Source organism: Kitasatospora sp. NPDC057500, from assembly GCF_042802195.1.
In the GTDB taxonomy this organism is placed as follows: domain Bacteria; phylum Actinomycetota; class Actinomycetes; order Streptomycetales; family Streptomycetaceae; genus Kitasatospora.
In genome coordinates, this window is sequence record NZ_JBHVER010000222.1 from 1 (window position 1) to 12,325 (window position 12,325).

Genomic DNA, 12,325 nt, shown 5'->3' on the forward strand with positions numbered 1-12,325 from the left:
GCCCGGGCCCGGTCGGCGATCAGCCGGGCGCAGGCGGCCGCGTCGTGCACGGCGGTGTCCACCTCCAGGTCGTACCGGACGCCCCGGTGCACCGCCTCGGCCTGGGCCTCGGCCATGCCGGTGACACGGTCGCCGCGGGCCCGCTCCCGGGCGGCGGCGACCTCGGGGGCGCAGCGCACCCCCACCCAGAGCACGTCCAGACCGTCCAGCGCCTCGCGCCAGCGCTGCTGGGAGGCGGTCGTGCCGAGGAACACCTCGTCGACGACGATCCGCGCGCCGGCCCTGGCCATCGCCGCGACTCCGAGCGTCCACGCGGCGTCCAGCACGGCGAACGCCGGTCCGACGCTCACCGTGCCGTCGCCGCCCTCCAGGCCCCCGATCCCGACGCCGGCCCCCGCCGGACCGGCCGGACCGTCCGCGGACACGCCGGGACCGCCGCCACTGCCCGGTCCGGCCTCACCATCCGCGCCCGGTGCGGCTCCGCCGGAGCCACCGTCGGAGCCTCGCAACGCGGCGGGCAGGGCGGCGATCAGCGTGTCCACCCCGAGGGTCAGCCAGGGATCCGGCAGCACCTCCTGCAGGCGGCGGGCGATGCTGGACTTCCCCGAGCTGGATCCCCCGTTGAGGACGATCACCTGACAAGCGGTCATCCGTTCACTCTAGAGGGGCGGTCCGGCGGAGGACCGGGCGCACCGGCCGGGTCACTCGATGGTCACGCTCACCTCCATCCGGTCCGCTCCGGGTGTGCCGGCGACGTCGAGGGTGACGCCGCTCCAGGTGCCGTCGGGCTCGTTCAGCGCCGGGTGGGTGTGCTCGCCGATGCTGGTGTTGCCGAGCGACGGGTAGAGGTCGGTTTCGTCACCGCGGTTGCCCGTGCCGAAGATCTTCGCCAGGTCGCGCCGGCCGTCGGCCTGCATCAGCTCGATGGCGAGGTGCTTCTCGTCGTTGACGTTGTCGATCCTCTCGTCGACGACGTACGCGGCGATGCCCTGGTCCGGCAGGAACTTGTCCTGCCCGCTCTGGCGGCGGTACTCGACGATGATGTACTGCGTGGGGGTCATCCGGGGGCTGCGGACGAACAGGACGTCGCCGCCCTCCGAGACGGGGCGCAGGACGATGTCCTTGGTGGTGCTGGTGACGGCCTGCGGGGTGGTCCAGCCCTGGAACATCCGCAGCATGCCGCTCGGGTACACCGGGGTGACGCCCTTGTTGCCCCAGGATCCGGCCGCCATCAGGCAGTAGTTGCCGAGGCCGTTGGACTGGGTGAACTCGATGTCGCCGGTGTCGTAGTAGTCGGCGAAGCCGCAGGCCAGGTGGCCCCACTCGTGGCAGCAGACGCCGACCTTGCAGTCCTCGGGGACGGTCAGGAAGGTCTGCACGGCCAGGCCGGGCGCGACCGGGGTGGGGGTCTCGTTGACCCACTTGGCGCTCCACAGGGAGGCCTGCACCAGGGCCGGGTCCTCGACCGCCTCCGCGCCGGTGCCCGCGTGGACGATGAACAGCGCGGTGACCCGGCCGTCGTCGAGGGCGTCGAGGTCCTTGGTGAACTTGACGCCCTGCTTGACGGCGATGTCCAGGGCGTCGGCGGCCATGCCCTGCTCGTTCCTGGGCCTGCGGCCGAGGCCGGACTGGTTGTCCGCGTAGAAGGACAGCGGGTGCGGCAGCCTGAACCAGCCGTGCACCTCGCCCTGGACGTCGATGCCGCTGGCTCCCGGGTCTGCGGCGTCGAAGCCGCTGATCAGCCGGTAGTAGTCGCGCATCGAGCCGGTGGCGAAGGTACCGGAGCTGAACAGCAGCTCCTCGAAGTGCTGGGGGGTGTTGGCGGGGTCGTGCGGGTGGTCGGGGAAGTCGACCAGCAGCACCATGGTGCGGACCACGCCCTTGAGCTTCTTGCTCGGACGGGTGATCAGCTGGGCGTCGGTGCTGGGGCCGGGGCGGGGCGATCCGTCGTCGAGTCCGACGACGTTCTCGCCGCGGACCCGGGAACGCCAGACGTAGTAGTACTGGCCGAAGGTGATGTGCTTGGGCAGCCGGCGGGTCTCGATCAGGTTCCGGTACTCGTCGTAGAGTCCCTGGAACGCCTCCGGTGACAGCGGCACCGGGCAGCTGTGCGGATCGTGGGGGGTGGGGAGGTCGGTGGTGGTGCTGGGACGCAGCGAGGTTAATGTGTAACGCATCGTGACGGCTCCTTCGAGCCTGCTCGCCCCGCCGGGGCGTGTGCGGCGCCACTGGGGCGTGTTCGGCGCCCCGCCGAGTGGGCGGTCGCCGGCAATCGGTCGGCTCGCCGAAAGGTGGTCGGGTCTGGCCGGTACCGGTTGCGGATGGGGCGATATGCGGTTGTCTGTCCCTATTTTGACGCCCCGCGCGGCCGCCTGACCAGACCCGAGGGCCTGTCGGTTTCCGCCGGGTGGGGATCAGCCCGCCCGGTACGCGGCGGCCGCCGCCGTGAAGGAGGCGGCGAGCTGCGGGTATCCCGCCCAGTGCAGGTGCAGATACGAAGCGTGAACATTGTCGGCGCCCGCCGCGCCCGCGAATCCCTCGGTGCGCGGACCGGTCGGCAACCGCCAGCCCCAGGCGGGCCGTTCGCCGGCGCCCGGCTCGCAGACCGTCCGGTGGAACTCGTGCCCGCGCAGCCTGGCCCCGGCCGGCGCCAGCGGCGAGTCGTGCAGCGCGACCGCCTCCCGGTACCCGAGCGTCAGCCGCTCGGTCATCCGGGCCGCGGTGTCCAGTACCCCGCACATCGGCAGGCCGTCCAACTCGCGCCCGAGGTAGAGCAGTCCGGCGCACTCGGCGGAGACCGGGCCGCCCGAGGCCGCGAACGCGGCGATCGCGGACCGCAGTTGCCCGTTCGCGCTGAGTTCCCGGACGTACAGCTCGGGGAACCCGCCGCCGATCACCAGGCCCGCCGTGCCCTCCGGCAGGCCGTCGGCGTGCAGCGGGTCGAACGGCACCACCTCGGCGCCGGCGGCGGCCAGCAGTTCGGCGTTCTCGGCGTACGAGAAGGAGAACGCCGCGCCCCCGGCCACCGCGATCCGCGGCGCGCCCCCGACCCGGGACACCTCGCCCGAGGGGTCCCACGGCTCGACGCCGGCCAGCGGCGGCGCCGTCCGGGCCAGCGCCAGCACCGCGTCCAGGTCCACCGAGTCGGCGACCAGCGCGCCCATGTCCGCCACCGCCCGCAGCGCCTCCGCCGACCGCTCCACGGCCGGGATCAGCCCCAGGTGCCGGGACGGCGTGGCGACCGCCGCCGAGCGCCGCACCGCGCCCAGCACCGGTACGCCCGAGCCCTCCTCCAGCGCCTCGCGCAGCAGCAGCTCGTGCCGGTCGGAGGCGACCCGGTTGAGGATCACCCCGGCCAGCCGAACCTCCGGGTCCCAGGAGGCGAAACCGTGCACCAGCGCCGCCACCGACCGGGACTGCGAGGAGGCGTCCACCACCAGCACCACCGGCGCCCGCAGCAGCTTGGACACGTGCGCGGTGGACGCCAGCTCGCCGCGCCCGGAGGCGCCGTCGAACAGGCCCATCACGCCCTCGACCACCGCCACGTCCGCCCCGGCCGCGCCGTGCAGCAGGAGCGGGGCGATCCGCTCCGGCCCGCACATGAACGCGTCCAGGTTGCGGCCGGGCCGCCCGGCGGCCAGCCCGTGGTAGCCCGGGTCGATGTAGTCCGGGCCGACCTTGTGCGGGGAGACGGCCAGCCCGCGCGCGGTGAGTGCGGCGATCAGGCCGGTGGCGATGGTGGTCTTGCCGGCGCCCGAGGAGGGCGCCGCGACGACGAGACGGGGAATGTCCATGGGGCTCTCAGTGCTCTCCGGCTACCACTCGATGCCGCGCTGGCCCTTGCGGCCGGCGTCCATCGGGTGCTTGACCTTGGTCATCTCGGTGACCAGGTCGGCGAACCCGGTCAGCGCCTCCGGGGCGTACCGGCCGGTGATGACGACGTGCTGGCTGCCCGGGCGGTCCTTCAGCACGGCCACCACCTCCTCCGGGTCGATCCAGCCCCAGTGCATCGGGTAGGTGAACTCGTCCAGCACGTAGAAGCGGTAGGTCTCGGCGGCCAGGTCGCGCTTGACCTGCTCCCAGCCCTCCTTGGCCGCCGCCTCGCTGTCCAGCTCCATCGCGTCGGTGCGCTGGATCCACGACCAGCCGGAGCCCATCTTGTGCCAGTCGACGGTGCCGCCCTCGCCGGAGGCGCCGAGCACCCGCAGCGCGTTCTCCTCGCCGACCTTCCACTTGGCGGACTTCACGAACTGGAACACCCCGACCGGCCAGCCCTGGTTCCAGGCGCGCAGCGCCATGCCGAACGCGGCGGTGGACTTCCCCTTGCCGGGCCCGGTGTGCACGGCGGTGATCGGCAGGGTACGGCGCTGGCGGGTCGTCAGGCCGTCGTCGGGGACGCTCTCGGGGACACCCTTGGGCATGGGGCTCAGGCCGCCTTTCGCGATGCGGTGGTGGTCGGACGGTTCTCGCGGACGAGTGAGGCGACGCCGTCGGCGCGCAGCTCGTCCAGGGTCACGGCGGTGGCGCGCAGCCGGGTCGCCAGGGTGCGCGCCAGGCCGAGCCGGACCGGGCCGGACTCGCAGTCCAGCACCACGCTCGCCACGCCCTGCGCGGCCAGCAGAGCGGCCGCCCGGTGCGCCTGGGCGACGGCGTCCCGGCCGCCGCCGGTGGCCCGGCCGTCGGTCACCACGACCAGCAGCGGGCGGCGGTCCGGGTCGCGCAGCCGCTCGACCCGCAGCACCTCGTGGGCGCGCAGTAGGCCGGCCGCCAGCGGGGTGCGCCCGCCGGTGGGCAGCGACTCCAGCCGGGCCGCGCCGACCTCCACCGATGAGGTGGGCGGCAGCGCCAGCTCGGCCGAGGCGCCGCGGAAGGTGATCATGCCGATCTTGTCGCGGCGCTGGTAGGCGTCCATCAGCAGCGACAGCACCGCGCCCTTGACGGCGGTCATCCGCTGCCGGGCCGCCATCGAGCCGGAGGCGTCCACCACGAACAGCACCAGGTTGGACTCCCGGCCCTGGCGCACCTGCTCGCGGAAGTCGTCCTTGTGCAGCACCAGCGCGCGCGAGGAGCGCCCGCGCGCCACCTGGTGCGGGGCGGCGGCGCGCAGGGTGGCGCTCAGGTGCAGCCGGGCGAGCCGGCCGCGCGGGCGGCGGGCCCGGACGGTGTGGCCGCCGTCGGTCTCGGCGGGGGAGCGGCGGCCCTGGGCGCCGCGTCCGGTGCCGTCCACCGCGAACAGCCGGGTGCGGTACGGGTCGCCGGCCGCGACCGGCGCCGACTCCCGGGCGGGCGAGGGGTGCTGGGCCGGGACGGGCTGCGGGGCGGCGGCGTCCTCCTCGGCCTCCGGGCCGGGCGCCTCGACGGGCGGGCCGTCCGGACCGGAGGGCTCCGGCGCGCCGCCGCCCCCGCCGCCGTCGGGACCGCCGTCGGGGCCGCCGTCCTGCGGGCCGCCGCCGTCCGGGCCGCCCTCCGGGTCCGGGTCGTCGTCCTGGGACCCCTCGGCGGCCGGGGGCGCGGGCTCCGGCTCGGGCTCGGGCTCGGGCTCCTGCCGGGCGTGCTCCTCCAGCAGCCGGTCCAGCTGCTCCTCGTCCAGCCCGGGCGCGTCGAACGGGTTGCGCCGGCGGCGGTGCGGCAGTGCCAGCTGGGCGGCCTTGCGGACGTCCTCCGCCAGCACCTCGGTGCGCCCGGCCCAGGCGGCCAGTGCGACGGCGGTGCGGGCCATCACGATGTCCGCGCGCAGCCCGTCCACCTCGAAGGCCGCGCAGACGGCGGTGATCTGGCGCAGCGCCGTGTCGGTCAGCTCCACCGCCGCGAGCAGTTCCCGCGCGGCGGTGATCCGCGCCGCCAGCGCCCGCTCCTCCTCGGCGAAGCGGGCGGCGAAGCCGGCCGGGTCGGCGTCGTAGGCGAGCCGCCGGCGCACCACCTCGGCGCGCTCCACCGGCTCCCTGGTCGCGGCGATCTCCACCGTCAGGCCGAACCGGTCGAGCAGCTGCGGCCGCAGCTCGCCCTCCTCCGGGTTCATGGTGCCGACCAGCAGGAAGCGCGCCGCGTGCCGCACCGAGACGCCCTCGCGCTCGACGTAGGAGCGGCCCATCGCGGCGGCGTCCAGCAGCAGGTCCACCACGTGGTCCTGGAGCAGGTTCACCTCGTCGATGTAGAGCACCCCGCGGTGCGCCTGGGCGAGCAGGCCCGGCTCGTACGCCTTGACGCCCTCGGCGAGCGCCCGCTCCAGGTCCAGCGAGCCGACGATCCGGTCCTCGGACACGCCGACCGGCAGTTCGACCAGCCGGGCCGGGCGCGCGGAGCCGGGCGCTCCGGCGTGCGCGCCGTCCGGGCACTGCGGGTCCGGCGCCGCCGGGTCGCAGGCGAAGCGGCAGCCGTCGACGGCGGTGATGGACGGCAGCAGCCCGGCCAGCGCCCGCACCATGGTCGATTTGGCGGTGCCCTTCTCGCCGCGCACCAGCACCCCGCCGACCGCCGGGGAGACGGCGTTCAGCAGCAGGCCGAGCCGCAGGTCGGCCATGCCGACGATCGCGGTGAACGGATAACGGACGTCACTCATGCATGCTCCCAGGGGCCCCGGGCGCCAGGAACGGCAGCGATCCGGCCGCCGGTACCCCGCCCTCGATCAGCTTCCACAACGCGTCGGTGTCCGCGTGCTCCTCGATCAGTTCGCCCAGCCGGTCCAGCCGGGCCTCCCGCGCGGCCGCGAACGAGGTGTCCGGCGCGGGGACGAACGCCCGGCCGGCGGCCGCCGCGACCTCCCGCAGCAGCGCGCGCCGGAAGCCGTCGTTCTCCAGCGCGCCGTGCCAGGTGGTCCCCCACACCTGGCCCGCCCGGCACCCGTCGAGGAAGGGTTCGCCCCCCTCCACCGTGACGACGCCGTGGTGGATCTCGTAGCCCTCGACCCGCTCCCCGAACGCCTCGCCGACGGGACGGGCGAGCACCTTCCCGGCGCCGAACCGCACCCGGGCCGGCAGCAGCCCGAGGCCGTCCACCGCGCCCGCCTTCGACTCGACCTCGTCCACGATCGAGTGCGCCAGCATCTGGTAGCCGCCGCAGACGCCGAGCAGCGGCCGCCCGGCCGCCGCCCGCGCCTTGAGCACCGGTTCCAGGCCGCGCTCGCGCAGCCAGGCGAGGTCCGCGACGGTGGCCCGGGTGCCGGGCAGCACGACGAGGTCGGCGTCGGCCAGCTCCTCCGGGCGGGTGGCCCAGCGGACCAGCACCCCGGGCTCCTGGGCGAGGGCGTCCAGGTCGGTGAAGTTGGACAGCCGGGGGAAGCGCAGCACCGCCACCCGCAGCACGTCCGCGCCGAGCGGGCCGCGCGCGGCCGTCCGGTCGACGACGGTGGACAGGTCGAGCGAGTCCTCGGCGTCCAGCCACAGGTCCGCCAGCATCGGCAGGGTGCCGAGCACCGGACGGCCGGTCAGCTCGCGCAGCATCTCCAGGCCGGGGGCGAGCAGCCGCGCGTCGCCGCGGAACTTGTTGACGAACCAGCCCGCCACGTGCCGCTGGTCCTCCGCCGACAGCAGTGCCAGCGTCCCGTACATCGCCGCGAAGACGCCACCGCGGTCGATGTCGCCGACCACGACGACCGGCAGCCCGGCGGCGGTGGCCAGGCCCATGTTGGCGATGTCGCGGTCGCGCAGGTTGATCTCGGCGGGCGATCCCGCGCCCTCGCAGACCACCACGTCGAAGCGCCGGCGCAGGTCCGCCAGGCACTCCAGGGCGCGCTCCAGCAGCACCGGCTTGCGCTCGCGGTAGTCCAGCGCGCCGACCTCGGCGACCGGCCGGCCCAGCAGCACCACCTGGCTGCGGCCGTCGGCGCCCGGCTTGAGCAGCACCGGGTTCATCGCCGCCTCCGGCTCCACCCGGGCCGCCTGCGCCTGCATCGCCTGCGCGCGGCCGATCTCGGCGCCGTCGGCGGTGACGAAGGAGTTCAGCGACATGTTCTGCGCCTTGAACGGCGCGACCGCGACGCCCTGCCGGGCCAGCCAGCGGCAGATGCCCGCGGTGACCACGCTCTTGCCGGCGTCCGAGGTCGTCCCGGCGACCAGCAGCGCCTTGCTCATGCCCCACCCCTCCGATTCCTGATCAGTGCCGCCCGGAGCAGCAGGTGCCCGGCGACGGTCGTACCCAGGGCCAGCGCGCTCACCCGCCGGGAGAGCACACAGGCGCGTTCGATGTCGTCGACCCCGACCGGCCGCAGCTCCCCGCCCAGCACGGGACGGTGCTCCACCCTCGCGCCGTACCTCAGCGTCCCGCCGAGGCGCACGCCCACCGCGCCCGCGAAGGCGGACTCGGCCTGACCGGCGTTCGGGCTGGGGTGCGCCGAGCCGTCGCGCCGCCAGACCCGCCAGGCGGTGCGCGGTTCGGGGGCGGCGGCCACCGCCAGCAGTGCGGTCAGCCGCGCGCCCGGCCAGCCGGCCAGGTCGTCCAGCCGCGCCGAGGCCCAGCCGAACCGGGCGTAGCGGGGGGAGCGGTGACCGACCATCGCGTCCAGGGTGTTCACCGCGCGGAACGCCAGCAGGCCGGGCGTGCCGGCGACACCGCCCCAGACCAGGGCGTTGACCACGGCGTCGGCGGTGTTCTCGGCCACCGACTCGACGACCGCGCGGGCCAGCTGCTGCTCGTCCAGCGTGCTCGGGTCGCGTCCGCACAGGTGCGGCAGCCGCTCCCGGGCCGCCGTCAGGTCGCCCGCCGCCAGCGAGCGGCCGACGGTGCGGGCCTCCCGGGTCAGCGAGGTGCCGCCGAGCACGGTCCAGGTCGCGGCGGCGGCCAGGGCGGCCCGGCCGATCGGACGGCGGGCCAGCAGCCGGTCGGCGGCGAGCGCGCCGGCCGCGACCGTGCCCACGGCCAGGGCGGTGAAGGCGGTTCCGGCGGCGCGGTGGTCGCGCCACAGGAGGCGCTCCAGCCGGCCGGCGGCGGAGCCGAAGCCGGCCACCGGGTGGCCGCGGCGCGGGTCGGCGAACCGGGCGTCGGCCAGGTAGCCGGCGACGGCGCCGGCGCCGAAGGCGGCGGCCCGGCCCAGCGGGCGCACGGCAGGGCGCAGCATCGCGTGTCCTCACTCAGGGTCCGCGCCCTGGATCGACGAACCGGGGGCGAGAGTCTCCTGGCTTCCGGGTCGGACGCGCGATCCGGGCCTTCCAGCGGCTTCTGACGGCCCGCCGTGGCGTGTTCCGGTCGTGCTCCCCGGTGACAGTGGCGGGACCGCGCCGGACTCGCACCGGCTTCCTCTGCATGCCTCCGTATTGGCTGAAGGATCCCATCACGGGCCCGAACCGGGAGTCAACCGAGGTCGTGGAGGGTGTTGGTCACACGCCGGGCCACCCCGGCGGACCTGTGTGACTTTCCTCCCGGAACTACCCGGACGGCCGTGTCCTGCTGGCTTCCCCCCGCCCGCGCGAGTGGACTGAGGGGTGGGTCCAGAGACCGAGCCAGACACCGAGCAGCGGGGAGCGAGTATGCGTTGGGGAATCGCGGCCACCGTGGCGGCCGCCGCCGTCGGCACCGGGGCCGCCGTCCTGGTGATCGGCCGCCGGGCGTCCGAGCGGATGGTCCGCCCGGCCGGGAGGGACCGCGCCCGGACCGGCCCGGTGCTGGTGCGCGCTCTCGGCGCCGGTCGGGCCACCTTCACCCGCACCGAGGCGAGCGAGCGCCCGGGCCGCTGGGCCGTCGAGTGGGGCGAGGACGGCCACGCGGTGGTCGAGGAGGTCCTCGACCTCGACGGGAAAGACGTCACCCGGCGCCTGGTGCGCGCCGACCACGGCACCCTCGCCCCCGGCACCGAGGTCCGCTTCACCCCGCGCGTCCACCTCGGAGACCCGGCCCGGGCGCTCGGCCTGCCGTTCGCCGACACCGCCGTGGAGGGCGAGCTGGGCGCGATGCCCGCCTGGCGCCTGGACGGCAAGCGCGGCACCTGGGTGGTCCTGGTGCACGGCCCCGACGCCGACCGGTCGCAGACCCTGCCGGTCCTCCCGGAGCTGCAACGCCTCGGCCTGCCCGCGCTGGCCGTCACCTACCGCGGCGACGCGGGCGCCCCGGCCTCCCCGGACGGCCTCGGCCACTTCGGCGAGACGGAGTGGCGGGACGTCGAGGCGGCGGTGCGCACCGCCCTGGACGCCGGCGCGGGCCGGGTCGTCCTCTACGGCTGGTCGCTCGGCGCCACGATGGCCCTGCACACCGCCGCCCGCTCGGACCTCGCCTCCTCGATCAGCAGCCTGGTCCTGGACTCGCCGGTGCTGGACTGGCCGGCCACCGCCCGCCGGGCCACCGCCCGCTCCGGCTTCCGGGGCGCGGCCGCCGAACTCGGCGCGCTCGCCGCCCAGGGCCGCACCGGCGTGGATCTGGCCGACTTCGCCCGCCTCGCCGAGGGCGCCGACCTGCGCGTGCCCACCCTGGTGCTGCACGGCCCCGACGACCCGGTGGCCCCGTTCGCCGCCGCCGAGCGCCTCGCCCGCCGCCGCCCGGACGTCGTCAACCTCCAGGCCTTCCCCGGGGGTGACCACGCGGCCCTCTGGAACACCGCCCCGGACCGCTACGCCGAGACCCTGCGCCGCTGGCTCACCCCGTTCTGCTGACCCCCTTACGCCCCGCACTCACCCCCGTCGCGTCCGGAACCCGCGGCACACCCGGTTCCACCTGGCATGGACCCGCCACAAAGATCAAGCCAGCCGGTTTGGCCTCTGTTGCCCGATCTTGTCGAGCCCCCCGCGCCCCCCGCCCGCCCCGCGCGGACAACCGGATGTGACAGATGGCCGGTACAAGGGGAAGACTGCTCGACGTGACGTCTCGGAATCCGCGCGACCGTGATGCCCCGCTCCCGCCGACGATCGGTACCGGTGCGACGGTGACCCGTCTCCCCGGGACGGCCCACCGCCCCGCCGGCGCCAGGCCGGGGGCCCCGGGCGTACCCCGCCGACGAGGCCCCGCCCCCGCACCCGGCCGTGGCCGGGTCCCCGTGCCGGAGGGCTTCCCGGCCCCCGCCGAACTCGCCCCGCTGGCCCGCCGCATGCTGGTCGACGCCGTCCGGATCGCCCGCTGGGCCGGCGATCTCGACGAGGTCGACAAGCGCGGCGAGCTGCTCCCCGACGACGCCCGCGCCGCCGGCCGCGCCCTCGCCATGACGGTGGGCGCCGCCGCCAAGGCGTGGGGCCAGGCCCTGCTGGTCGGCCTGGTCGAGGCCCGGGACGGCGGTGCCGGCCCCGGCTGGCGCCTGCACGCCTGGGAGCACGACGACGAGGCGGTGGTCCGCGGCTGGTCGGCCCTGTTCGACGCCTGGACGCTGCTCGCCCCGGTGCCGCCCGCCGCCCTGCGCGGCGTCTTCGCGGTGCTCGCCGGGCAGGCCGTCGACCAGGCGCCGCAGCTGCTCTCCTTCCTCCACCTGGTGGACGGCCCGGTGGCCGACGTCGAGCTGCTGGAGCTGCTCAGGCGCGGCCTGGACGAGCGCCGGGTCGGCGGCGGCGAGGGCGCCTTCGGCCTCTCGCCCGTCCCGCACGCGGCCTCCGCCGTCTCCGCCGTCCGCGGCACCTGCCGCGAGCCGCAGATCGACACCCCGGCCGCGCCCGCCGACGTCGCCGCCGTCCTGGACTGGATGCTGGACGGCCTGGCGGCCGTCGGCGCACTGGCCCGCCGGGACAACGCGGCCGAGCTCTCCCCGCTCGGGCACTGGGCGGTGCGGGCCAAGCTGGAGGAGATCTGCACCGTCGCGCAGACCGCCGCCGGCCACATCGAGCAGAGTGCGCTGGAGCTGCTGAGCGCCTGCGCCGACTACTCGCCCGGACCGGCCCGCGCCGAGTACCGGGCCTGGCTGGCCGCCCGCCCGGCCGACCGGGCGGTGGCCGAGCTGCTGGAGGCCGCGCAGGGCGAGGACGCGCTGGTGCGCGGCCTGGCCTTCGAGGCGCTGCGGGTGGCCGGCGTGACCGCCGAGCAGGCCGTCCGGGCGGCCGTCGACGAGGCGGTGCTGCGCCCCTACGCGCTGCTCTGGCTGGCCGAGCGCTCGGACGAGGGGGTCTCCCCGGCCGACGTGCTGGGCGCGGAGGACGCTGCCTGGCTCTGGGTGGACACCGCCGCGGCCGTGCTCGACCACGGTGAAACGGAACTGCTCGTCGGCCACGTCGAGGGCGCCTCGGCCGGCGACCCGGTGCGGCTGTTCGCCCGGGCCCGGCAGTCCGGGCACCCGCGGGCGGCCTCGGTGCTGACCGCCGTCTCCGGCGTCCACCCGGACCCGGGGGTGGCCCGCGCCGCCCGCCGCTCGGCCTTCAGCGTCCACCGCGGCGGCGCGTAGCCGCGGGCACCGCACACGCGGAAGGGCCCGGCTCCCCGAGGG

Annotated in this window: 9 protein-coding genes and 1 riboswitch; of the genes, 2 read left to right on the forward strand and 7 right to left on the reverse strand. The window is 76.1% G+C overall.

Annotation, left to right across the window (positions count from 1 at the left end; translation table 11 throughout):
- From ACFU74_RS31610 to ACFU74_RS31640, 7 genes are all read right to left on the reverse strand, one after another.
- A partial coding sequence (locus ACFU74_RS31610; RefSeq protein ID WP_380763041.1) for a chloramphenicol phosphotransferase CPT family protein occupies positions 1-635 on the reverse strand: 635 nt, incomplete at its 3' end.
- Between the two features lie 66 nt (positions 636-701).
- Positions 702-2,177 (reverse strand): M6 family metalloprotease domain-containing protein, encoded by a 1,476-nt coding sequence (locus tag ACFU74_RS31615; RefSeq protein WP_380763025.1) that lies wholly within the window; start codon positions 2,175-2,177, stop codon positions 702-704.
- A gap of 237 nt (positions 2,178-2,414) precedes the next feature.
- Positions 2,415-3,794 (reverse strand): cobyrinate a,c-diamide synthase, encoded by a 1,380-nt coding sequence (locus ACFU74_RS31620; protein WP_380763027.1) that lies wholly within the window; start codon positions 3,792-3,794, stop codon positions 2,415-2,417.
- A 21-nt stretch (positions 3,795-3,815) separates the two neighbouring features.
- Positions 3,816-4,421 (reverse strand): cob(I)yrinic acid a,c-diamide adenosyltransferase, encoded by a 606-nt coding sequence (cobO, locus tag ACFU74_RS31625; RefSeq protein ID WP_380763029.1) that lies wholly within the window; start codon positions 4,419-4,421, stop codon positions 3,816-3,818.
- Between the two features lie 5 nt (positions 4,422-4,426).
- The gene (locus tag ACFU74_RS31630) at positions 4,427-6,559 is read right to left on the reverse strand and encodes a putative cobaltochelatase (protein ID WP_380763031.1); all 2,133 of its coding nucleotides are present in this window, start codon (positions 6,557-6,559) and stop codon (positions 4,427-4,429) included.
- The gene (locus ACFU74_RS31635) at positions 6,552-8,069 is read right to left on the reverse strand and encodes a cobyric acid synthase (protein ID WP_380763033.1); all 1,518 of its coding nucleotides are present in this window, start codon (positions 8,067-8,069) and stop codon (positions 6,552-6,554) included. The genes ACFU74_RS31630 and ACFU74_RS31635 overlap by 8 nt, the downstream gene beginning before the upstream one ends.
- A complete protein-coding gene (locus ACFU74_RS31640) occupies positions 8,066-9,052 on the reverse strand; it encodes a cobalamin biosynthesis protein (protein ID WP_380763035.1) in 987 nt (328 codons plus the stop codon). The genes ACFU74_RS31635 and ACFU74_RS31640 overlap by 4 nt, the downstream gene beginning before the upstream one ends.
- A 29-nt stretch (positions 9,053-9,081) precedes the next feature.
- Positions 9,082-9,294, reverse strand: a riboswitch (cobalamin riboswitch).
- Positions 9,295-9,461: 167 nt separating this feature from the next.
- Between ACFU74_RS31640 and ACFU74_RS31645 the strand changes: the two genes are divergently transcribed.
- Positions 9,462-10,577 carry an alpha/beta hydrolase family protein gene (locus ACFU74_RS31645; RefSeq protein ID WP_380763037.1) on the forward strand — a complete coding sequence of 372 codons (1,116 nt, stop codon included), beginning with the start codon at positions 9,462-9,464 and terminating at the stop codon, positions 10,575-10,577.
- 380 nt (positions 10,578-10,957) lie between these two features.
- On the forward strand, positions 10,958-12,283 hold the full coding sequence (locus ACFU74_RS31650) for a hypothetical protein (protein ID WP_380763039.1): 1,326 nt from the start codon (positions 10,958-10,960) through the stop codon (positions 12,281-12,283).
- The last annotated feature ends 42 nt before the right edge of the window (positions 12,284-12,325 follow it).

Bases quoted from the DNA above. Each gene is read 5' to 3' on its own strand.
- ACFU74_RS31615 (WP_380763025.1), bottom strand. From the start codon at position 2,177: ATGCGTTACACATTAACCTCGCTGCGTCCCAGCACCACCACCGACCTC.
- ACFU74_RS31630 (WP_380763031.1), bottom strand. From the start codon at position 6,559: ATGAGTGACGTCCGTTATCCGTTCACCGCGATCGTCGGCATGGCCGAC.
- ACFU74_RS31640 (WP_380763035.1), bottom strand. From the start codon at position 9,052: ATGCTGCGCCCTGCCGTGCGCCCGCTGGGCCGGGCCGCCGCCTTCGGC.
- ACFU74_RS31645 (WP_380763037.1), top strand. From the start codon at position 9,462: ATGCGTTGGGGAATCGCGGCCACCGTGGCGGCCGCCGCCGTCGGCACC.
- ACFU74_RS31635 (WP_380763033.1), bottom strand. From the start codon at position 8,069: ATGAGCAAGGCGCTGCTGGTCGCCGGGACGACCTCGGACGCCGGCAAG.
- ACFU74_RS31620 (WP_380763027.1), bottom strand. From the start codon at position 3,794: ATGGACATTCCCCGTCTCGTCGTCGCGGCGCCCTCCTCGGGCGCCGGC.
- cobO (WP_380763029.1), bottom strand. From the start codon at position 4,421: ATGCCCAAGGGTGTCCCCGAGAGCGTCCCCGACGACGGCCTGACGACC.